The sequence below is a fragment of the Streptomyces sp. NPDC028722 genome, assembly GCF_040637655.1.
Taxonomy (GTDB): Bacteria; Actinomycetota; Actinomycetes; order Streptomycetales; family Streptomycetaceae; genus Streptomyces.
The window spans coordinates 347042-368497 of record NZ_JBEZWU010000004.1 but is presented as its reverse complement, the minus strand read 5'-3'; the positions used below and the strand labels follow the sequence as shown (position 1 = coordinate 368497).

Genomic DNA, 21456 nt, shown 5'->3' with positions numbered 1-21456 from the left:
TAGCGGTCACTTTTGTGGGAGTTTTCCGGAAATTCGTGCCCGCAGCGGTACCGGGAGGAGCAGGAGCAGGCTCAGGACGGCCACCGCGGCCACTCCGCCACGGACCGACCACCGGTGCACGGCCAGCATGACCTGGGCGACCAGCATGTTCACGGTGATCGAGCCCGCGAGGGCGGCCAGTGCCCGGCCGTAGGGATCCAGCCCGCGCAGCGCCGCGCCGATCGCCGCGGCGGGCGCCGCGAGCAGGAAGAACAGGGTGAACGGGGCGCGCAGGGGCGAGGTGGAGCCGAGCAGCGCGAGCACCGCGCCGGCCACCGCCGCAGCGGTCGCGGCCCCGGCGAGCAGTGGCGGCAGGAGCCGCGGGGGCCCTGGCCGAGAGCGTGCCTCGGTGCGTGTTCTGGTGCGTGAGGTCCGCATAGGCGACTTCGCCCCCCGACGCGCCGGATGCCGGGCTTCAATGTGGCGCAGACCCGAGTGGGCGTCAAGAAGGCCTTGAAGCACGGCCGTCGCCGTTCCCCCGCGGTGGATTCACAAATGACATGCACATGCAATAGATGAGCAGTGAACATCTCGGGCTGATCCTGTTGAGATCACAAAACTCTTGGCATGAACACTTCCCGTCAACACGCGTAGTTGGTACCACGGTTGAGGCAGAGATCCTGCTAAAGGGAGGTTCCATGAGACGTTCCCGACTTACCGGACTCCTCACCTCACTCCTCCTCGCCACCGGCCTCGGTCTCACCGGGGCCGCTTCGGCGCACGCGTCCGGCACGGCCGCGGCCGGAGGCTACGTGGCGCTCGGCGACTCCTACTCCTCCGGGGTGGGCGCGGGGAGTTACATCAGCTCGAGCGGAAGCTGCGACCGGAGCACGAAGGCCTACCCCTACCTGTGGAACGCCGCCCACAGCTACTCCTCGTTCGCCTTCAACGCCTGCTCGGGCGCGAAGACGGACGACGTGCTCGCGAACCAGCTCGGCTCCCTCAGCTCCGCCACCTCGCTGGTGTCCCTCACGATCGGCGGCAACGACGCCGGTTTCTCCGACGTCATGACGACCTGTGTCATCCAGTCCGACAGCGCCTGCCTCTCCAAGATCGACACGGCCAGGGCGTACGTCGCCAACACGCTCCCCGGCAAGCTGGACACCGTCTACAACGCGATCAGCGCCAAAGCCCCGTCCGCCCACGTGGTCGTCATCGGCTACCCCCGCTTCTACCTGCTCGGCCAGACCTGCCTAGGCCTCTCCGAGACCAAGCGGTCCGCCATCAACGGCGCGGCCGACTACATCGACACCGTCATCAAGGCCCGTGCCACCGCTCACAACTTCGCCTTCGGCGACGTCCGCAACACGTTCACCGGCCACGAGATCTGCTCCGGCGACTCCTGGCTGCACAGCGTCAACTGGCTCGACATCGGCACGTCGTACCACCCGACCGCGGCCGGCCACTCCGGCGGCTACCTGCCGGTGCTCACGAACGCGGCCTGACCCGTTCGGGCTCGCCCGGCAGGGTGAACGTTCCCGGCCGGTTCCTCGGGGCGAGCCCGGCGGCGCGGCGGAGACCCGGTCCGACGGGGTCTCCGCCGCCGTCGTCCCGCCGAAGCGGCTCAACCGAGCGCCGACGCGGCCCCCTTGAGCACCAGTCCCGCCCCCAGCGCCACCACGACCAGCGCGGACGCGAACGGCAGGGTACGGCGCGCCAGCGTGGCCAGCGGATGCGCGGTCCAGCGCGGACGCCGCTCCAGCACCCGGGCCGCGCCCGAGCCCAGCCGTACGACGGCGAACCCGGCCGCGGTGAGCGTCAGCGCGAGACCGGCGCCGTAGGCCACGACGAGCAGCAGCCCGAACCAGGCCTTGCCGAGCGCGGCGGCACCGACCAGCACCACCACGGCCGACGGACTGGGTACCAGCCCACCGGCGAACCCGAGGAGAAGCGTGCCTCGCAGGGTCGGCGCGACGGGGTGGGTGTGCGTGTGACCTCCATGGGTGTGGGTGTGGGTGTGGGTGTGACCCGCGTGCGTGTGCGTATGACCGTCAGGGTTGTGGGTGTGGCCACCATGGGTGGGCTCCACACCGTCGTGGTGGTGGGGGTGTGGGCCGGCACCCACGGCCACCAACTCCCGCCGCACCGCCTCCCCGCGGGCGACGGCGACCGTACGCGGCCGGCTGTGCCACGCCCGGCGTACGAGGGTGACGCCCGCCGCGAGCACCAGGACGCCGCTGGCGAGGCCCAGCCAGGCGATCACCGCCGGCGTGGCGGCGGAACCGGCCGTCACCAGCAGGCCCAGGGCGACCACCCCGAGCGTGTGGGTCACGGTGACCGAGGCGGCCAGCGGCAGCACGTCCCGCGGCCGGGCCCGGCCCCCGCGCGCCGCCGCCGACGCGGCCATCAGGGTCTTGCCGTGCCCCGGCGCGAGCGCGTGCAGCGCGCCCAGGGCGACCGCGATGAGCAGCGCCAGCGCCCCGAAGCCGACGGTGAGATCACGCCGGGCCACCAGATCGTCCAGGGCCCGGGTCCAGCGGTCGGCGCCCCGGGGCAGCACGCCGGCGCCCGGGGTCTCCTGCCGCGCCGCGTCCCCGGCGAGCGCCGGACCACCGGGTCGCAGCCGTACGGAGGCCGTCGCGGTGTCGGCGGGCGAGGACAGCAGGTCCTTCGGATAAGTGGTCAGTTCGTGCGAGACCGAGGTGCGCGGTACGTCCGTCGCGGTCAGCGTCATCCGGTCGCCGCGCGCGGTGATCTCCCGCCAGCCGGGCCCGCCGGCGGCACCCGCGCCGTGGAAGCGCAGGGTGACGGTACCGGCGCGGGGGAGCGCGGCGGTCAGCCGGCACTCCACGCGCAGGGTGTGCAGCCCGGCCTGACCGGGGCGTGGGCGCGCGGTGCCGCGGGCGGCCGTCAGGGCCGTCGTACGCCCGTCCACGGTGAGGGCGCTGTCCGCGGCGGCCCGCGCGCACCGCTGCCGCGCCCACCCGCCCAGCCCCAGCCGCTCGACATCGGGCCCCGCCTGGGTCGCCGGGATCTCGGCGAGGTCCTCCACATGGTCGATCCGGAGCTGCCCGGGAGCGGCGACGAGGCCGTCGTAGCGGTTGACGGTGAAGTTGCCGAGGGGGTGCGCGCTCGCGGTGCCGGCCGGGAGGAGGGCGAGCGCGCACACGGCAAGGAGGAGGTACAGCGGGCGTGGCCTCACTCGGCTCCCTCCAGGGCCTTGCGGGCCGCGGCGGAACCCAGCGGGGAGAAGCCGGGGTTCAGCCTCAGGGCCGAGGTCAGCGAGGCGCGGCCGGCCGCCCGGTGGCCCGTGGCCAGCTCGATCACACCCCGGTGGTAGCGGAAGGCGGCGTTGCGGTAGCCGGTGGCGGTGGCGCGGCGGGCGTACGGCAGGGCCTCGGTGTCCCGGCCATTGACGTGCAGCGCCCAGGCGAGCGCGTCCGCCGTGTGCACGGTGTGCCGGCGGGCCCATTCCGCGCGGGCCGCGCGCAGGGCGGCCGTCCTGTCGCCGTGGTCGGCGGCGGCCAGCGCGGTGTCCAGGTCGGCGTCGACTCCGTTGGCGCGGGCCAGCGCCGTCCAGGCGTCGACGAGCGCGTACTGCCGCCGGGCCCGCGCCCGGTCGCCGGCCGCGCCGCGCGCCTCGTACAGCTCGCCCAGGACGACGAGCGGACCGGGCACCGGATACCGGGCGACCACCGCCTCCATCCCCTTGATCGCGGCGGCCCGGTCACCGCGGGCCGCCTGGGCACGGGCCCGGCCCTCCAGCGCCGGGAGGTAGCCGTCGTCGGCGGCAAGAGCGCGGGCGTAGCAGTCGAGGGCCGACCGGTAGTCGCCCTCGTTCCAGGCGAGCTGGCCGAGCTGAGAGGCCACGTACGCGGTGTCGCCCGGTGAGGTGGCCGCGGACAGCGCCTGTTCGAGGACCCGGCGTGCCGTGGTGACGTCCCCGCGCAGCTCGCGCACGTACGCGTACCGGGTGAAGACCGGGACGCCCGGCTTGCGCGCGTCGGCGGTCGCCGCGGCCTTCGCCGCGTCGGCGTACCGGCCGAGTTCGACCAGGGCGTCGATACGGGAGGACAGGGCGCGCTCGCTGTACGGGTTGCGCCGCAGGGCCGCGTCCGCGAACGTCAGCGCGTGCGCGAAGTCGTGCCGGGCCGCGGCGAGGGCGGCGCGGCCGGCCAGGGCCTGGTCACTGTCCGGCGTCAGGGACAGGGAACGCCGCAGCGCCTGCTCCGCCTGCGGGTAGCGGGCCGGATCGCCCTTGGTGCGCGCCTGTTCCACGTAGGCCAGGCCGAGGGTGGCCCAGCCGCCGGAGTCCTTCGGCTGCGACCGCAGATGCGTCTGGAGCGCGGCGATGCTCGCGTCCAGGTTCGCGCCGCCCAGGACACCGGGGTCGACGGCGTCGGCCACGACCGGCACGGTCGCCGGCGCCCGCTGCGCGCCGAGGGCGATCGCGCCGCCGGTCAGGGCGACGGCCACCAGGACGGCGGACCCGGCGAGCCGCGCGGCCCGCCACCGCCGCCCGGCCTCCCCGGCCCGCCGCACCGCGGCGGCCCGCTCGGCGCCTTCGCGTTCACCGGCACCCCGGGCCGCGCCCGCACCGGCGCGCCCCGCCTCGCCGGTGTCCGGCGTCGTCGTCTCCGGTGGCGGGGACGTCGTCGGCCGGGGGACGTCGGTCGTGCCCGCCGGCCGCTCGTCGTTCTCCTCGTGCTGCCCGCGCGGGCCCATGCCTGTTCCTCCGTCGGTCGTGCGTCGGTCATGTGGGAGGCGCGGCCCGCCGTGGGGGGAGCGGGGGAACGCGGGCCGCGCCGGTCCGGGTGGGGGTGGGGGCGGGGATCAGTACGCGCGCTGCATACGCCGGCGCCACCACGCGAACGCGGTGCCGAGCAGCAGGATCCCGGCCGCACCGGAGGCCGCCGAGGCGGCGATCAGCATCGTGTCGCCGGAGCCGCCGGCGGAGGACCCGGCCGGCTGGAGCGCGTCCCCGAGCTGGCTGCGCACGTCCGTGCCCGCGGTCGTGCCCTTGGCGAGCCGGCCGCGTGAACCGGCCGTGGGCTCGGCGACGTACGGGAAGTACTTCTCGAACTTCTTGTCGTTCTTGTCGACGGCGTCACCCAGGTCGTTCTTGGAGCCGACCAGTTCGCCCTCGACGACCTGGAGCGCGGCGTCGATCACGTCGTCGCCGAGCCGCCGCCCGTTCGGGAAGCCCGCGTTGTCACCGTCCAGCACGCCCAGCCGCTTGGGATGCATGCTCGGCCGGACCGAGGTGTTCAGCCGCAGTTCCTCCGAGGCCCGAACGTTCGGGGGCTGGTTGAGGCCCTTGACGCCCTTGAGGAAGACGTCGACGAGGTCGTTGCGCGGCTCGGCGGGTGCCTTGATCTTGTAGATGGACTCGATGAGCTTCGGCAGCTCGGGGTTGGTGACGTTCTTCAGGAACTGGCCGTCGTAGGCGGGCTGCGACGCGTTGAACTTGTCCTTGTCCTTCTGCGGGTTGACGACCTCGTTCACCAGCGGGTTGCCCAGGCGTGAGACCTGGCTGTAGTAACCCTGGGCGTTACGGCGCTGGGTGGTCGACCAGATGCCGACGACCGGCTGGTGGGCCGACTCGCGGATCAGCTCGTTCGGCACCTGGAGGGCGATGGTGTTGACGTTGTAGCCCTTGAGGGTGTCCCGGCCCACCTCGCTGAGGTTGCCGCCGTACAGCAGGTCGAAGACGCGCAGGTCGGCGAAGAACGGGTCGTCCGCCTGCCCGGCGAACGTGGTGGCGCCGCCCGCCGTCCGGTAGACGGCCTGCGAGCGCAGTTTGCCGTAGTCCGGCATGGACGCCTTGCCGACGTCGGACGGTGCCACCGGCACGTCGTCGGCGAGCTTCGTCCTCGACGCCTCGTGCCCGTTCTTCAGCCGGATGAGGTCGAGGTCGTAGGTCTGCGTGATGTTGAGGTCCGGGTCGGCCAGGTTGGTGACCGGGCCCGTGTTGTAGAGGAACGTGTCCCCGTTCTTCGTGTGCGTCCTGAACGTGTAGCGGAAGACCGTATCGCCCTGCGCGTCCCCGTTGTTGTCGATGTGCAGGTCGTACTGCGCGTCGTCCGCGAACGTGTAGAAGTTCGGTCCGCCCGCCGGTTCCTCGAAGGGGATCCAGTCCGCCACGATCGTCGTCGTGTCCGGCTTGTCCGGACTGACGAACGCGTACAGGTCGGTGTTGTCGTACTGCGGGGTCCCCGAGATCAGCGGTGCTTCCCGGTGGGAGGAGGCGGAGGCCGCCCCGGGTTCCAGCGTGGCCACGCCGGCGGCTGCGAGCCCTCCGGCGGCCAGCGCGCCACAGATGAGCGAGACCAGGCCCTTGCGTCCTGTGCCGCTCCTGGAGAAGAGAGGTGTCATGCCGTCCGTCCTCAGTGCCGTCTTGCCTTGACGGGGGGATATACGGAGCGGTCGCGCCGTTCGGATTGGTCGGCGCGGAAAAACTTTCCGGTGCCGGACGGCCCGCGTTTTCGGCCCGCGGATCCGTATGTTCCCCGGGAGGTGTGTCTCGGTGCGGATGCGCGGTGTGCGGGGAAGGACCGGTTGCGGGCACGGGGAGGGGGCCCGCGTGGGGGCGGACGATCTGCTGGTGCGCGTCGCGCGCGGTGACCAGCGGGCGTTCGAGGACCTGTACGCACTGGTCTCCGGGCCGGTGTTCGGACTCGTCCGGCGGGTGGTGCGCGACCCCGCCCAGTCCGAGGAGGTCGCCCAGGAGGTGCTGCTCGAACTGTGGCGCTCCGCCGCCCGGTTCGACCCCGGCCGGGGCAGCGCCCTGTCCTGGGTCCTCACCCTCGCCCACCGCCGGGCCGTCGACCGGGTGCGCAGCGCCCGCGCGGCCGGGGAACGCGAGCAGCGCGAGGCCCTGCGCGCCGGGGAACCCGCGTTCGACCACGTCGCCGAGGAGGTCGAGGCCGGCCTGGAACGCGAGTGGGTGCGCCGCTGCCTGAACCGGCTGACCGCCCTCCAGCGCCAGTCCGTCACCCTGGCCTACTACGACGGCTACACCTACCGTGAGGTGGCCGAGCGGCTCTCGCTGCCGCTCGGCACGGTCAAGACGCGGATGCGCGACGGGCTCACCCGGCTGCGTCAGTGCCTGGGAGGCGCCGTATGAGCATCCTCGGTGCACTGGTGCGCCGCGAGGACCCGCACTCGCTCGCCGCGCCCTACGCGCTCGACGCCCTCGAACCGGGCGAGCGGCGCCGCTTCGAGAAACACCTGGCGGGCTGCGACCGTTGTGCCGCCGAGGTGCGGGACCTGGCCGAGGACGCGGTGCGGCTCGCCTGGTCCGCGGCGGTCCCCGCGCCGGCCGCCCTGCGGGAGAGGGTGCTGGCCGCCGTGCGCACCACCCCGCAGGAGCAGGCACCGGCCCCGGAGGGCGCGCGCCGGCTGCCGCCGCACGTCTGGGGTGTCCAGCCTCCGCCGGGACGTGCCCACGCGCCCCGCGGGCGCCCCCTGTTCGCGCCGTTCGCCACGGCCACGGCCACCGCCGCCCTCGTCGTCGCCTCCCTCTTCGCGGTCCAGGCGCACCGCACCGGGGACCGGCTGGCCGCCGAGCAGGACCGGGCGCGTGAGATCGCCCACGTTCTGGCCGCTCCGGACGCCCGCGCGGCGGGCAGCGAGGACGCGCGGGGCCGTCGGATCGGAGTGATCGCTTCCGCTTCCGGGCGGGAAGCCGTCGTCACCCTCAGCGGGTACGCCGCCCCGGCCGGCGGGCGTGTGCACCAGCTCTGGCTCATGCGTCCCCGCGCGCAACCGCGCTCCCTGGGGCTCTTCGCGGGCGACACGCCCTTGGTCGCGCGAGGCCTCGACACCTCCTCGACGTCACTCGCCGTGACCGTCGAGCCCGACGGCGGCTCAGCACGCCCCACGGGCCAGCCGATTGTCCAACTCACCCTGGAATCGGTCGGATTCGGAGAGTAGTCGGCGAGGGATGGTCAACCCCCTTACAGGGAAGGTGAATCGTGTGGCCGAGATACACGCGTGCCCCACTGGGGCGATAGGGTTACCCTGCCCGGGCCGGGTGGATTCGTACGGGTGGGGAGTGACATGGAGCAGATAACAGTGCGCAGCAGGGCCAGGGTCCCTGCGATCACCTGCGGGAGCAGCGCGACCAGTTCGCGCCTCGACCGCCATCTGTCGGTACTGGCGGGTCCCGCCATACCGCAGCGGGAGACGATCGAGGCGACCTCGTTGATGCGCGAACTGACGGCGCGCAGCGCCGTGCACGAGCGCAGTGACCGGGGCAGGCGGGTCAGCCGCGTCTCCCTCTTCGCGCCGCTGCGCCGGCTGCGTCGTTCGCTGTTCGGCGGCCACTAGCGGCCACCGAGCGGTCACCCGCCCACCGAAGCGGCCACCGCGCGGGGAGGCCCGCGCTCAGGCCGCCACACCGTCCCGGCGCAACGCTGCGATCTCGTCGTCCGTCATCCCCACGGCACGCAGCAGCGTCCCGGTGTGCTGCCCGAGCGCGGGCACGTCGCCCATCCGTGCCTCGTCCCCGCCCGGCAGCGTGATGGGCGGCAGCAGCGCCTTCAGCGGCCCGGCCGGCGAACCCACCTGACGCCACCGCTCCCGGGCCGCCAGCTGCGGATGCTCCGCCAGCTCGTGCAGATCCCGCAGCCGCGCACAGGCGATGCCGGCCTTCTCCAGCCGCGCCAGGGCCTCCTCGGTGTCCAGCGCCCCCAGCGCCCGCGCGACCAGGGCATCGGTACTCTCCCGGTGCGCCACCCGGGCCGCGTTGGTCGCGTACGCCGGATCCGTGCCCAGCTCGGGACGGCCCATGACCTGTCCGGCCAGCCGCCGCCACTCCCGGTCGTTCTGCACCGACAGCAGCACCCGCCCGCCGTCCGCCGTCGGATAGGCGTCGTACGGAGCGATGACGGCGTGCGCCAGCCCGGTACGCGCCGGCGGTTCGCCTCCGTGCATCGCGTGGTGCAGCGGATGCCCCATCCACTCGGCGAGGGCCTCCAGCATCGACACCTCCACCGGCCCGCCCCGCCCGGTCGTCCCGCGCCGCACGAGAGCGGCCAGGACCCCCGAGAACGCGTACATGGCCGCCGCGATGTCCGCCGCCGGGATCCCCGCCTTCACCGGCTGCTCCGGCGTCCCGGTCACCGACACCAGGCCCGCCTCGCACTGCACCAGCATGTCGTAGGCCCGCTTGTCCGCGTACGGTCCCGAGCCGCCGTAGCCCGAGATGTCCACGGCGACCAGCCGCGGGTGCGCGGCGCACAGCGTGGCCGCGTCCAGGCCGAGCCGGGCCGCCGCGCCGTGCGCGAGGTTCTGCACGAACACGTCCGCGTCCGCGACCAGCCGCCGTACGACGTCGAGGCCGCGCGGGTCCTTCAGGTCCAGCGCGAGGGACTCCTTGCCGCGGTTGCACCACACGAAGTGCGAGGCGAGGCCGCCGGCCGCCGTGTCGTAGCCGCGCGCGAAGTCGCCGCCGTCGACCCGCTCCACCTTGATGACCCGGGCACCCAGGTCGGCGAGCTGCCGGGTCGCGAAGGGCGCGGACACGGCTTGTTCGACGGCGACGACGGTGATGCCCGCCAGGGGCAGGGGCTGACGCGCGTACGGGTCCATCGGCTGATCCATGCCCGGATCATGGCCCCTGAGCGGCGACTTTGTCAGCAGGGGGTCTCACTCGCCCCGTGCGTACCTGCGCACCGCGAGCGGCAGGAACAGCGCGGTCAGGGCGAGGCTCCAGGCGAGTGACCCGGCGACCGGGTGGGCCACCGGCCAGGCCGCGCCGTCCGGTACGGGCGCGTTGCCGAACAGTTCCCGCAGGGCGGTCGTCACCGCGCTGATCGGATTCCACTCGGCGAGCGTGCGCAGCCAGCCGGGCAGGTTGTCCGCCGGGATGTAGGCGTCGGACAGCAGCGGCAGCACGAAGGAGGCGGCGCCGAGCTGGCCGGCCGCCTCCTCGCTGCGGGTGAGCAGGCCCAGGTGGATCCCCGCGCAGGTGCACGCGAACCGGAAGAGCAGCAGCAGCCCCACGGCCCCGGTGGCCTCGAGTGCGCTCCCTTCGATCCGCCAGCCCACCGCGAGCCCCACCAGCAGCAGCGGCACAGTGCCGACGGTGGTGACGACCAGGTCCGCGACGGCCTGTCCGAGCGGTACGGCGGCCCGGCTCACCGGCATCGTGCGGAACCGGTCCGTCACCCCCCGGTGGGTGTCCTGGGCGGCCTGGAACATGCCGGTCATCAGCCCGCCGGCGGCGGTGGCGACGAGCAGCCCGGGCACCAGGAAGGAGCGGTACTCGCGGCCGGGCATCGCCAGGGCGCTGCCGAACACGTAACCGAAGAACAGCAGCATGTTGACCGGCATCATCTGGGTCAGGATCGCCAGGCCCGGGTTGTTGCGCACCCGGCGCAACTGCCGGCCCGCCATCGCCAGTCCGTCGTACGCCAAGGCGTTCACGCGGCGGCCTCCTTGTTGTCGGCGGACTCCGCAGTGAGTCGCAGAAAGACGTCGTCGAGGGTGGGCGGCCGGATGCTCGCGTCCAGCAACGGCACGCCGGCCGCGTCGAGTTCGCGCACCAGGCGGGGCAGGGTCAGGGTCGGGTCGGTGGTCACCGCGCCGACGGTGTTCCGCTCGTGGTCGAGCGCGGGTTCGGTGCCGGTCAGCCGGTGCAGCACGGCCGCGGCGCCGGACAGGGCCGTGCCGTCCGCGACCACCGCCTCCGCGTGCGATCCGATGAGCGCCTTGAGCCCGGCGGGCGAGCCGGTGTGCGCGACCCGTCCCCGGTCCACCAGGGCGATGCCGTCGGCGAGCTGATCCGCCTCGTCCAGATACTGCGTGGTCAGCAGCACGGTCGTCCCCTCTGTCCGCAGCTCGCGCACGGCCTGCCGGATACGGGCGCGGCTGGCCGGGTCGAGCCCGGTGGTCGGCTCGTCCAGGAAGAGCACCTCGGGCCGCCGCAGGAGGCTCGCCGCGAGGTCCAGCCGGCGCCGCATGCCGCCCGAGTACGTCGACGCCTTCCGGTCCGCGGCCTCGGTCAGGCCGAGCCGCTCCAGCAGCTCGTCCGCGCGGGCGGCCGGTCTGCGCACCCGGTGCAGCCGGGCGAAGAGCCGGAGGTTCTCCCGGCCGGTGAGGTCCCCGTCGACCGACGCGTACTGGCCGGTGACCCCGATCCGGCGCCGTACGGCCGCCGCCTCCCGGGTGAGATCGTGCCCGGCGATCCGCGCCGACCCCGCGTCCGGCCGCAGCAGCGTGGTCAACAGCCGTACCGCCGTCGTCTTCCCCGCTCCGTTCGGCCCCAGCAGCCCGCAGACCGTGCCTTCGGCGACGGCCAGATCCAGCCCGCGCAGGGCGTGGACCGCGCCGAAGCGCTTCTCCAGACCCTCGCTAAGTACAGCGTACGTAGTAGTCATGCGGTGACCCTACCGCACTACGTACGCCGTACGTAACTAGGATGGTGCCGAGGTGATGACCGATGGCAGTCCGAGGGGCCGTTCCCGAGGTGATCTGGGCGCGCCCCGAGCGCACGGGCCGGGGCCCGAAGCCGGCGTACACGCGCGACGACATCGCCGCCGCCGCCGTCCGGATCGCCGACGCGCAGGGGCTGGACGCGGTGTCGATGCGGCACGTCGCGGCCGAGCTGGGCTGCGGCACCATGTCGCTCTACAACTACGTCCCGCGCAAGGAGGACCTGCACGAGCTGATGGTGGACGCGGTCAGCGCGGAGCACGTCCCCTGGGAACCGAGCGGTGACTGGCGGGCGGACCTGCTCCGGGTGGCCCACGAGACCCGGGCGCTGATGCACCGCCATCCGTGGGTACCGCGACTGATGTCCCCGGTGTACGGCTTCAGCCCGCACGCCCTGCGGTATCTGGAGCACTGCCTCGCCTGCCTGGACCCGCTGGACATGCCGTACGGCACCAAGCTGGAGCTGATCGCGATGCTGAACGGTGTCGTGACGGCGTACGTCCGCAACGAACTCGACACCGCCGAGCGGGTGCGTGCCCTGCCCTGGTCCGAGGACGAGGAGAACGCGGTGCGCATCGCCTACCTGGGCGGCCGTATCGCCTCCGGGGCGTATCCGAGGATGGCGGCGGCGTTCAGCGAGGGCCCGGGGCCGATCGATATGGAGGCGGTGTTCCAGCGGGCGCTGGAGCGGGTGCTGGACGCCTTCGCGCCGCACCGGCCGGGCGGCGTGGGCTAGGGCCTCTCGTTCGGATCATGCCGGGCTCGCGGGGTCTGGCACCGCTCCCGCACTCTCGGCTTCGCTCGAGCGGGAGGTGCCCCCACCGCCGCGTTGTCGTCGGGTGCCGTGGCGCTCCGCCATGGCGCCCTCCTCCGCCTTGCGACGCACGGCACCGGACCCCGCTCCGGCCTGATCCGAACGAAAGACCCTAGAGAAGCGCGAACTGGCCGTCCGGGCCCTCCTCGTGGTGGTCCAGGACCGAGGCGGGGCGGCGGGACCGCTGCGGTGGCGGGAGGACGCCGGCGTCGCGCAGGTCGGCCGCCGTGACCGGTGACGTCATCCGCAACGCGGCCCGCAGCGGACGCAGTTCCGCCAGCAGCGCCAGGACCGTGATCAGCTCCAGCAGTTCCGACGTCCAGGCCTGCGGCCAGGTCGTCGGGCGGACCGCGGCGAGCGTGCCCGGCCCGGACGGGGCCGTGCGGGCCGCGAACCAGGTCTCCAGGACCCGTACTCCGGCCACTTCCAGGTCCCAGGCCTCCGGCGGTACGGGAGAGACGCGGCCCTCGTCGAGGTGCAGCGTCTCCTCGGCACGGTCGTAGCGCAGGGTCGTCGGGCGGCTGGGCAGGGGCGCGCGGACGTAGGGGCGGCGGCCGCCCGGCAGCTTGGGGCGTTCGCCGTCGCGGCGCAACAGCCACAGCATGCGGCGGCCCAGGCCCACGCCCGCGGACCACAGCCCGGGGTCCGCCGTGAGCGGCACGGTGAGGTCCGGGCGGACCGCCGCCAGGATCCACGCCAGCACGTCCGGTGCCGTCGGGGGCGTGCCCAGCCGGGCGGCGAGGTGGTCCGCCAGACCGGGGGCCAGGTTGGGTTCCGTGCCCCCGGGGCGGCGGTGGAGCGGGCGGATGCGGCCGGTGCGCAGCAGGGGCAGCACCGACGTCGCCAGCAGCGGGGTACCGGTGTCGCCCGTCTCCACCGTGAACACCTGGTGCGCGTCCGCCACCCGCCACAGCTCCGGGCGGGCCGCGTCGATCAGCCGGTGGTCCGGGATCAGCCACTGCTCGTCGAAGGGGGCGGCCAGCACCCGGACCGGCTCCGCGCAGGGACCCTCGGCGCGCGACAGCCGTCGCGTGCCGCCGGCCCGGCCGGGCAGCTGGCCCACCGCCGAGGTGAGCGTGCGGGCGCGGCTCGGCTCGAACAGGGCCTCCCGGTCCGGCCCCTGGGCCTTCAGCAGGGCGTCCCACCGGGCCCGCAGGGACGCCGGGTCCGGTGCCACCGGCCAGGCGCGGCCCAGCCGCAGGGGTGCGACCGACCACGGCATGAGGTCCGCCAGCAGCGGGTCGTCGTCGTGCGTCACGCCGGGCATCGTACGACAGCGCTCCGACGGGGCGGGGGCGTGCGCGATACGCGGCTCCGCCGCGGGAACGACGGGCCGGGGCGGGTCGGCGGGCGGCCGGGGCGCGGCCCTGCGGACGGCCGGGGCGGGCCTGCGGGCGGCCGGGTGAGCCTACGGACGGCCGGTGAGGGGGCGGCGACGACCGCGAGGGACCCGCGGACGGCCGTGAGGGGCCCCGGAGGGCTGCGAGGGGGCGGTGGACGGCCGTGACGGGGCGCCGACGTCGGGAGGGGTCGGCGGCCCCTCACGACCCGGCGGAGTGCTCAGGCGTCCAGCGTGACCGTGAACGAGAAGCGGTCGCCCCGGTAGTGGATGACGGCCACGTCCAGCACCCGGCCCTCGGAGTCGTAGGTCACGCCCGTGTAGTGCAGGATCGGGCTGAGCAGCGGGACCTCCAGCAGGCGGGCCGTCTCGGGGTCGGCGAGGCGGGCCTCCACGGTGTCCGTGATCCGGCTGATGTCCGCCCGCACCACGTCCCGCAGCACCTTGGTCATCGGCCAGCGGGCGAGGTCGTCCGGGTCGATGAGCGCGGCCAGGTCGGGACGGATGTGGTTGACGGCGTGGTTCGTCGGCTCGCCGGTCTTCTCGTCGCTGCGCAGGCGGTGGTACGCCGCCACCTCCGCGAGGTCGGGGAAGTACTCGGCGAGCCCGGCCGGCACGGGCACCGGGCCGTGCTCCAGCAGCTCGGCCGTCATCCCGGACTGCTGGGCCACGATGGCGTCCACCGAGCCCAGCAGCCGCACGGGAGCCCCGCGCCGGACCCCGGGCTCGATGAAGGTGCCGCGCCGCCGGTGCCGGCTGATCAGCCCCTCGTCCTCCAGCTCCTTCAGCGCCTGCCGCATGGTGAGCACACTCACCCCGTAGTGCTGCGCGAGCCGTTCCTCGGTCGGCAGGCGCAGCGGGTCCTGGGGGGAGCGGCCCAGTATCGAGGCGCGCAGCGACTGCGACACCTGGTACCACAGCGGCAGCTTGCGGTTCAGGACGATCGAATCCGGAGCGAAGGAGGTCACGCGGCTATCCGTACCTGTCGATGAACGGTCGGCGCAATGCGGCCGTCACACCCGGAAGTGGCGCTCGAGCCCCTGCCACACGTCGTCGTAGCGCTGCTGGAGGTGGTCCGCCCGGGCCGCGAGCGGGGTCAGGGTCACCGGCCAGCGGGTCTCGAACATGAACGCCAGCCCGTCGTCGATCTTCTGTGGCCTCAGCTCGGCCGCGCTCGCCCGGTCGAACGTCTCCCGGTCCGGACCGTGCGCCGACATCATGTTGTGCAGTGAGCCGCCACCGGGCACGAAGCCCTCCGCCTTCGCGTCGTACGCGCCCTCGATCAGGCCCATGTACTCGCTCATCACGTTCCGGTGGAAGTACGGCGGCCGGAAGGTGTCCTCGCCCACCAGCCAGCGCGGCGCGAACACGACGAAGTCGACCCCGGCCAGGCCGGGGGTGTCCGAGGGCGAGGTGAGGACCGTGAAGACGGACGGGTCGGGGTGGTCGTAGGAGATGGTGCCCATCACATTGAAGCGGCGCAGGTCATAGACGTACGGCACATAGTTGCCGTGCCAGGCGACCACGTCGAGGGGGCTGTGGTCGTAGGTCGCGGCCCACAGGTTGCCGCAGAACTTGTTCACCACCTCCACCGGCCCCTCCACGTCCTCGTAGGCCGCCACCGGCGCCCGGAAGTCCCGCGGAGCGGCGAGCCCGTTGGCGCCGATCGGGCCGAGGTCGGGCAGCCGGAACGGCGCCCCATAGTTCTCGCACACATAACCGCGCGCCGACTCGTCCAGCAGCTCCACACGGAAGCGGACCCCACGCGGAACCAGTGCTACCTCGGCGGGCTCCACATGGAGCCGGCCGAACTCGGTGTGCAGCAGCAGCCCGCCCCGCTCGGGCACGATCAGCAGCTCCCCGTCCGCGTCGGAGAACACCCGCTCCATCGAGGTGTCGGCGTGGTACAGGTGCACGGCCATGCCGGTGCGCTGGCTCACGTCGCCGTTGCCGCCCAGCGTCCACAGACCGGCGAGGAAGTCGGTGCCCGCCGGGGGCTCGGGCAGCGGGTTCCAGCGCAGCCGGTTGGGGTCGGGCACGGTCTGCGTGAAGGGGGCCGTGCGCAGGGCGCCGTTGCCGGTGCGGGTGAACGCCGGGTGCGCGGCCGACGGGCGGATGCGGTACAGCCACGAACGGCGGTTGTACGCCCGCGGCTCGGTGAACGCCGTACCGCTCAGCTGCTCCGCGTACAGCCCGAGCGGCGCGCGCTGCGGCGAGTTGCGGCCCTCGGGCAGGGCGCCCGGCACCGCCTCCGAGGCGTGTTCGTTGCCGAACCCGGTGAGATACGACAGCCCCTCGGCGGTCTTCCGCGCGTCCCCGCTCATGATCGCTCCCTTTGTGCCGCTGATTCCTATGCATCACCGTAGGAATCAATCGGGGGACTGCGCAAGAGGACCCCGGCTCCTCCCTCCGGGGTAGGGGGACAACCCGACCTGAGGGGGATCCGGGGTCCCCGGGCGGTGTTCTACGCTCCCGGCCATGTCGTGGATCAAGTGGACGCGTGGACCTCTCGCCGCGCTCGCCGTGTACGTCCTGCTGCCGCTCGGAGCGGCGGCCTGCGCGACGGGTGAGGCGCACGGGGGCACGGTCCCGTCCTCACCTGCGGGAACGGTGCTGGACGTCACCGACGGGACCGGCCGGAATCTGCGCGAGATGGCCAGGAAGGACGCCCCGGGGGTCGGCATCGAGGTCACCCCGGCCGCCGGCGGCGGCTGGGACGTGCGGCTGGCCTTCCGCCGCTTCCGCTCTTCCGCGCCCGGCGTCCGGCCGGTCGCGGTCACCGGGCGCGGGTTCGTCTCCCTGTTCGTCGACGGCCACCGCGTCGCCCGGCCGCGCACCCCCGCGTTCCACCTGGCCGCCGCCCTCGTCCCGCACGGCACCCACCACGTCACCGCGCGGCTGTACGCGGACGACGGCACCGTGTGGGCCGTACGGGGCAAGCCGGTCGAGAGCACCGCCGACGTCACGGTGTCGGGCGCGGAGGCGGCGGCGGTGCCGGGCGCCGGGCGGGACCCGGCGAAGGCGGACCCGGCGAAGGCGAAGGCGGCGAAGGTGAAGGCGGACCCGGCGGAGGCGGACGCGGTGTCACCCCCGGCCGCCGGTGCCACCCCCGGCACCGGCAGATGAGTGCATGAGCCATCCTTCTCCGTACTGTGGGACGAGCTTCACCGGACCACGGCGGAAAGGCATCATGAAGCCCGTGCCCCACGCGACATCGCTCCGCCGCGCGCCCGTCCAGCGGCGCAGCGCCGAACGCCTGACCAGGATCCTGGACGCCTGCGCCGAACTCCTCGACGAGGCCGGCTACGACGCCCTGAGCACCCGCGCCGTCGCCCAGCGCGCCGGGGTCCCCATCGGCTCGGTCTACCGCTTCTTCGGCAACAAACGGCAGATGGCCGACGCCCTCGCCCAGCGGAACCTGGAGCGGTACGTCGAGCGCGTCACCGAGCGGCTGAAGGACGGGGGCGGCGGCGCGCACGCCCGCTCGCGGGAGACCGCGGGCGGGGGCACCGGTGGGGGGGACTGGCGAGCCGCCATGGATGCCGTCCTGGACGAGTACCTGGCGATGAAACGCACCGCGCCCGGCTTCTCCCTGGTCGACTTCGGCAACCAGATACCGGTCGGCAGCCACCACAACGAGCCCAACACCCGGGTCGCCGACCGGCTGACCGACCTGCTCTCCGGCTATCTCTCCCGCACACCCGACGAAGAACTGCGCCGGGTCTTCCTGGTCGCCGTGGAGAGCGCCGACACCCTCGTCCAGCTGGCCTTCCGGATCGATCCGCAGGGTGACGAGGCGATCATCGCCGAGACCCGGCAGCTGCTGCGGGCCTATCTGGCACGCGCGCTCGACTGAACGGCCGGCCACCGGGACTCCCCAGCGGGCATACCGGTCGGTATGCTCCGACCGAGCCCGTCCGGTCCGCCCGCGCCCGCCTGTGCCCGTGCGAGCCCGTCCGGGCCCGTCCCTGCCTGCTCGCGCTCGTCCGTCCCCGTCCGAGCCCGCCCGCCCCCGTCCGGGCCCGGGTGGGCCCCCGCCGACCCTCCGGAGGACCCGTGTCCCGCACCGCCCTGCGAATCTGCCCCCTGTGCGAGGCCACCTGCGGGCTGACCCTCACCGTCGAGGGCACCCGTGTCACCGGCGCCCGCGGCGATGGTGAGGACGTCTTCAGCAAGGGGTTCATCTGCCCCAAGGGCGCCTCCTTCGGCGCCGTCGACGCCGACCCCGACCGGCTGCGCACCCCGCTCGTCCGGAGGGACGGCGCCCTGCGCGAGGCCACCTGGGAGGAGGCCTTCGACGCGGTCGCCGCCGGCCTGCGCCCGATCGTGGAGCGCCACGGCCCGGACGCCGTCGGCGTGGTCCTCGGCAACCCCAACGTGCACACCGTGGCCGGTGCCCTCTACCCGCCGGTGCTGCTCGGCGCCCTGCGCACCCGCAGCCTGTTCACCGCCTCGACGGTCGACCAGATGCCCAAGCACGTCTCCAGCGGGCTGCTGTTCGGCGACCCCAACGCCATCCCGGTGCCCGACCTCGACCACACCGGCCACCTGCTCCTGATCGGCGCCAACCCCCTGGAGTCCAACGGCAGTCTGTGCACTGCCCCCGACTTCCCCGGCCGGCTCAAGGCGCTCAAGGCCCGCGGCGGCCGGCTCACCGTCGTGGACCCGCGCCGCACCCGCACCGCCAAGCTCGCCGACCGGCACCTGGCGATACGCCCCGGCACCGACGCGCTGCTGCTCGCCGCGATGGCCCACACCCTCTTCGCGGAGGACCTGGCCGACCTCGGGGAGCTGGCCCCGCACGTCGAGGGTCTGGCCGAACTCCGGGCCGCGCTGGCCGACTTCACCCCCGAGGCCGTGGCCCCCGCCTGTGACCTGGACGCCGAGGTCATCCGCACCCTGGCCCGCGAACTGGCCGCCGCCCCGGCCGCCGCCGTCTACGCCCGCATCGGCAGCTGCACCGTCCCGCACGGCACCCTGGCGAGCTGGCTGGTCGACGTCCTCAACGTCCTCACCGGCAACCTGGACCGCCCGGGCGGCGCCCTCTTCCCGCAGGCCGCCACCGACCGGACGCCCCGCCCGGCGGGCCCCGGCCACGGGTTCGCCCTCGGCCGCTGGCACTCCCGGGTCGGGCGGCACCCGGAGGCCAAGGGCGAACTGCCCCTGTCGGCGCTCGCCGAGGAGATCGACACGGCGACCGGCACCGGGGAACCGGTCCGCGCGCTGATCGCCGTCGCCGCCAACCCGGTGCTCTCCGCGCCCGACGGCGACCGGCTCGACAAGGCCCTGGCCTCCCTGGACTTCATGGTCAGCGTCGACCCGTACCTCAACGAGACCTCGCGCCACGCCCACGTCGTCCTGCCCCCGCCCCCGCCCGCCCAGAGCCCGCACCACGACTTCGCCTTCAACACCCTCGCCGTCCGCAACCAGGTCCGCTACACCCGCCCCGCCGTCCCGCTGGAAGCCGGCCGCATGGCCGAGAGCGAGATCCTGGCCCGGCTGGTCCTGGCGGTCTCCGGCATGCACGGCACGGACCCGGCCGCCGTCGACACGATGGTCATCGACCGGACGCTCGCCAAGGCGGTCCAGGACGAGCACGCGCCGGTGCACGGCCGCGACCCGCGTGCCCTCGCCGACCTGCTCACCGGCGACAACGGCCCCGAGCGGCGGCTCGACATGATGCTCCGCCTCGGCCCGTACGGCGACGGCTTCGGCGCCCGGCCCGACGGGCTGAGCCTGGCCCGGCTGCTCGCCCACCCGCACGGCATCGACCTCGGCCCGCTGCGCCCCCGCCTGCCGCAGCCGCTGCGGACCCGCAGCGGCAGGATCGAGCTGCTGCCCGAGCCGATCGCCGGCGACCTGCCCCGGCTGCGCGGGGCCCTGCGCGAGCGCCCCGCGGGACTCGTCCTCGTCGGCCGCCGCCATCTGCGCTCCAACAACAGCTGGATGCACAACGTGCCCGCCCTGACCGGCGGCAGCAACCGCTGCACCCTGCACATCCACCCCGAGGACGCGGCCCGGCTCGGCGTCCGCGACGGCGTCGGCGTACGGGTCAGGGGCGCCGGGGGAGAGGTGGTCGCCCCCGCCGAGGTCACCGACGGCGTCCGGCCCGGCGTGGTGAGCCTGCCGCACGGCTGGGGCCACGACCGTCCCGGCACCCGGCTGGGCCACGCCTCCACCGTCCCGGGCGTCAACGTCAACCAGCTGCTCGACGGCAGCCTGCTCGACCCGCTGTCGGGCAACGCGGTCCTCAACGGCATCCCCGTCGAGGTCGTCACACTGCCGTGACCTGGACTTCTGCGCTTATTGCTCGCACGTCGACCACTTGTTAACGCCGTTCGAACGGACCTAACGTCAACGCACCGCCGGCCCCCAGGTGGGATGTTCAAGGGCGAACGTTAGGTATCCATTTCATGCTGACCATCCTCGGCTTCGCCATGATCGCGACCTTCCTGGTCCTGATCATGCTGAAGAAGATGTCGCCGATCGCGGCGCTCGTGCTCGTACCCGCGCTGTTCTGTGTGTGCGTGGGCAAGGGCGCCAAACTCGGCGACTACGTCATCGACGGCGTCACCAGCCTCGCCCCCACCGCGGCGATGCTCATGTTCGCGATCGTCTACTTCGGTGTGATGATCGACGTCGGCCTCTTCGACCCGGTCGTGCGGGGCATCCTGAGGTTCTGCAAGGCCGACCCGCTGCGCATCGTCGTCGGTACCGCGGTCCTCGCCGCGATCGTCTCCCTGGACGGCGACGGCTCCACCACGTTCATGATCACCGTGTCGGCGATGTACCCGCTGTACAAGCGCCTGAAGATGTCCCTGGTCGTGATGACCGGTGTCGCCGCCATGGCCAACGGCGTGATGAACACGCTGCCCTGGGGCGGACCCACCGCCCGGGCCGCCACCGCGCTGAAGGTCGACGCGAGCGACATCTTCGTGCCGATGATCCCGGCGCTGGCCGTGGGGCTGGCGTTCGTCCTCGCCCTCGCCTTCGTCCTCGGCCGCCGCGAGCGCAGGCGGCTCGGCGTGCTCACGCTGGACGAGGTCCTGGTGGAGGAGACCGAGACCGTACTGGCCGGCGCCGGCGCGGGCACCGGCAACGGCACGACGGGCGCCGGGGGGCCGGCCTCCGGCAACGGCGCGGAGAGCACCGGCGGCCCGGTTGCCGGTACGGACGTCTCGCCCGGCGAGCCCGCGGCTCCGGTGGCGGCGGCGGTGGCGGTGGCCGAGGACGACGGTTTGCAGGGCCTGGACCCGGACCGCGCCACCCTGCGCCCCCGGCTGTACTGGTTCAACGCGCTGCTCACGGTCGTCCTGCTCACCGCCATGATCATGGAGTGGCTGCCGATCCCGGTGCTGTTCCTGCTCGGCGCGGCCCTCGCCCTGACCGTCAACTTCCCGCACATGCCCGACCAGAAGGCCCGCATCGCCGCCCACGCCGAGAACGTCCTCAACGTCTCCGGCATGGTGTTCGCCGCCGCCGTCTTCACCGGCGTCCTCCAGGGCACCGGCATGGTCGACCACATGGCCGGGTGGCTGGTCGACAACATCCCCGCCGGCATGGGCCCGCACATGGCCGCCGTCACCGGCGTGCTGAGCATCCCGCTGACGTACTTCATGTCCAACGACGGCTTCTACTTCGGTGTCCTGCCGGTGCTCGCCGAGGCCGGCCACGCGCACGGCGTCTCCTCCCTCGAGATCGCCCGCGCCTCGATCATCGGCCAGCCCCTGCACATGTCCAGCCCGCTCGTCCCCGCCGTGTACGTCCTGGTCGGCATGGCCAAGGTCGAGTTCGGCGACCACACCCGGTTCGTGGTCAAGTGGGCCGCGCTCACCTCCCTGGTGGTGCTCGGCGCGGCCGTCGTGCTCGGCATCATCTGACCGCC

General features: G+C 73.7%; 19 protein-coding genes. 9 read left to right on the top strand and 10 right to left on the bottom strand.

The genetic code is table 11. The features are described 5' to 3' along the window. Positions 1-6: 6 nt before the first annotated feature. Positions 7-315 carry a hypothetical protein gene (locus tag AB0F03_RS09310; RefSeq protein WP_361988092.1) on the bottom strand — a complete coding sequence of 103 codons (309 nt, stop codon included), beginning with the start codon at positions 313-315 and terminating at the stop codon, positions 7-9. A 362-nt stretch (positions 316-677) separates the two neighbouring features. Here AB0F03_RS09310 and AB0F03_RS09305 point away from each other — a divergent pair, with 362 nt between their 5' ends. Then, complete coding sequence (locus AB0F03_RS09305) at positions 678-1484, top strand: SGNH/GDSL hydrolase family protein (protein ID WP_361988090.1); 807 nt, start codon at positions 678-680, stop codon at positions 1482-1484. Between the two features lie 119 nt (positions 1485-1603). Here AB0F03_RS09305 and AB0F03_RS09300 read toward each other — a convergent pair whose 3' ends face one another. From AB0F03_RS09300 to AB0F03_RS09290, 3 genes are all read right to left on the bottom strand, one after another. After that, on the bottom strand, positions 1604-3181 hold the full coding sequence (locus AB0F03_RS09300; protein ID WP_361988088.1) for a nickel transporter: 1578 nt from the start codon (positions 3179-3181) through the stop codon (positions 1604-1606). Next, a complete protein-coding gene (locus tag AB0F03_RS09295) occupies positions 3178-4704 on the bottom strand; it encodes a hypothetical protein (protein ID WP_361988086.1) in 1527 nt (508 codons plus the stop codon). Before AB0F03_RS09295 ends, AB0F03_RS09300 begins: the two co-directional genes overlap by 4 nt. Before the next feature lie 108 nt (positions 4705-4812). Beyond that, on the bottom strand, positions 4813-6354 hold the full coding sequence (locus tag AB0F03_RS09290) for a DUF4331 domain-containing protein (RefSeq protein ID WP_361988085.1): 1542 nt from the start codon (positions 6352-6354) through the stop codon (positions 4813-4815). Between the two features lie 208 nt (positions 6355-6562). On the opposite strand from AB0F03_RS09290, the gene AB0F03_RS09285 reads away from it, so the two are divergent. The 3 genes from AB0F03_RS09285 (at position 6563) to AB0F03_RS09275 (ending at position 8310) form a co-directional block, all read left to right on the top strand. Further along, complete coding sequence (locus tag AB0F03_RS09285; RefSeq protein ID WP_361988083.1) at positions 6563-7105, top strand: sigma-70 family RNA polymerase sigma factor; 543 nt, start codon at positions 6563-6565, stop codon at positions 7103-7105. Next, positions 7102-7914 (top strand): anti-sigma factor, encoded by an 813-nt coding sequence (locus AB0F03_RS09280; RefSeq protein ID WP_361988081.1) that lies wholly within the window; start codon positions 7102-7104, stop codon positions 7912-7914. The genes AB0F03_RS09285 and AB0F03_RS09280 overlap by 4 nt, the downstream gene beginning before the upstream one ends. 126 nt (positions 7915-8040) lie before the next feature. Continuing rightward, a complete protein-coding gene (locus AB0F03_RS09275) occupies positions 8041-8310 on the top strand; it encodes a hypothetical protein (protein WP_356821838.1) in 270 nt (89 codons plus the stop codon). 57 nt (positions 8311-8367) lie between these two features. Here AB0F03_RS09275 and AB0F03_RS09270 read toward each other — a convergent pair whose 3' ends face one another. Genes AB0F03_RS09270 through AB0F03_RS09260 form a run of 3 tightly spaced genes read right to left on the bottom strand, consistent with a single transcriptional unit; the run spans position 8368 to position 11363 of the window. Further along, a complete protein-coding gene (locus tag AB0F03_RS09270; protein WP_361988227.1) occupies positions 8368-9573 on the bottom strand; it encodes a CaiB/BaiF CoA-transferase family protein in 1206 nt (401 codons plus the stop codon). Between the two features lie 57 nt (positions 9574-9630). Continuing rightward, positions 9631-10410: an ABC transporter permease gene (locus AB0F03_RS09265; RefSeq protein ID WP_361988079.1), complete on the bottom strand. Its 780-nt coding sequence runs from the start codon at positions 10408-10410 to the stop codon at positions 9631-9633. Continuing rightward, positions 10407-11363, bottom strand: coding sequence for an ATP-binding cassette domain-containing protein (locus AB0F03_RS09260; protein ID WP_361988077.1), 957 nt, complete (start codon positions 11361-11363; stop codon positions 10407-10409). The genes AB0F03_RS09265 and AB0F03_RS09260 overlap by 4 nt, the downstream gene beginning before the upstream one ends. Before the next feature lie 62 nt (positions 11364-11425). On the opposite strand from AB0F03_RS09260, the gene AB0F03_RS09255 reads away from it, so the two are divergent. Next, positions 11426-12154 (top strand): TetR/AcrR family transcriptional regulator, encoded by a 729-nt coding sequence (locus AB0F03_RS09255; RefSeq protein WP_361988075.1) that lies wholly within the window; start codon positions 11426-11428, stop codon positions 12152-12154. A gap of 190 nt (positions 12155-12344) precedes the next feature. Here the strand turns inward: AB0F03_RS09255 and AB0F03_RS09250 are convergent, their stop codons facing one another. The 3 genes from AB0F03_RS09250 to hmgA all read right to left on the bottom strand — a co-directional run bounded on the left by AB0F03_RS09250 (position 12345) and on the right by hmgA (position 15895). Next, entirely contained in the window at positions 12345-13499 is a 1155-nt protein-coding gene (locus AB0F03_RS09250) for a type ISP restriction/modification enzyme (protein ID WP_361988073.1), read from the bottom strand. Positions 13500-13792: 293 nt separating this feature from the next. Next, positions 13793-14539: a GntR family transcriptional regulator gene (locus AB0F03_RS09245; RefSeq protein ID WP_361988071.1), complete on the bottom strand. Its 747-nt coding sequence runs from the start codon at positions 14537-14539 to the stop codon at positions 13793-13795. 45 nt (positions 14540-14584) lie between these two features. Next, on the bottom strand, positions 14585-15895 hold the full coding sequence (gene hmgA / locus AB0F03_RS09240) for a homogentisate 1,2-dioxygenase (RefSeq protein ID WP_361988069.1): 1311 nt from the start codon (positions 15893-15895) through the stop codon (positions 14585-14587). A gap of 154 nt (positions 15896-16049) precedes the next feature. Between hmgA and AB0F03_RS09235 the strand changes: the two genes are divergently transcribed. The 4 genes from AB0F03_RS09235 (at position 16050) to AB0F03_RS09220 (ending at position 21451) form a co-directional block, all read left to right on the top strand. After that, positions 16050-16697 carry a hypothetical protein gene (locus AB0F03_RS09235; protein ID WP_361988068.1) on the top strand — a complete coding sequence of 216 codons (648 nt, stop codon included), beginning with the start codon at positions 16050-16052 and terminating at the stop codon, positions 16695-16697. 64 nt (positions 16698-16761) lie between these two features. Further along, entirely contained in the window at positions 16762-17427 is a 666-nt protein-coding gene (locus tag AB0F03_RS09230) for a TetR/AcrR family transcriptional regulator (protein WP_361988066.1), read from the top strand. Between the two features lie 200 nt (positions 17428-17627). Next, complete coding sequence (locus AB0F03_RS09225) at positions 17628-19859, top strand: molybdopterin oxidoreductase family protein (protein WP_361988064.1); 2232 nt, start codon at positions 17628-17630, stop codon at positions 19857-19859. A gap of 125 nt (positions 19860-19984) precedes the next feature. After that, positions 19985-21451, top strand: a complete 1467-nt coding sequence (locus AB0F03_RS09220) for a citrate:proton symporter (RefSeq protein ID WP_361988062.1) — start codon at positions 19985-19987, stop codon at positions 21449-21451. Positions 21452-21456 lie beyond the last annotated feature (5 nt).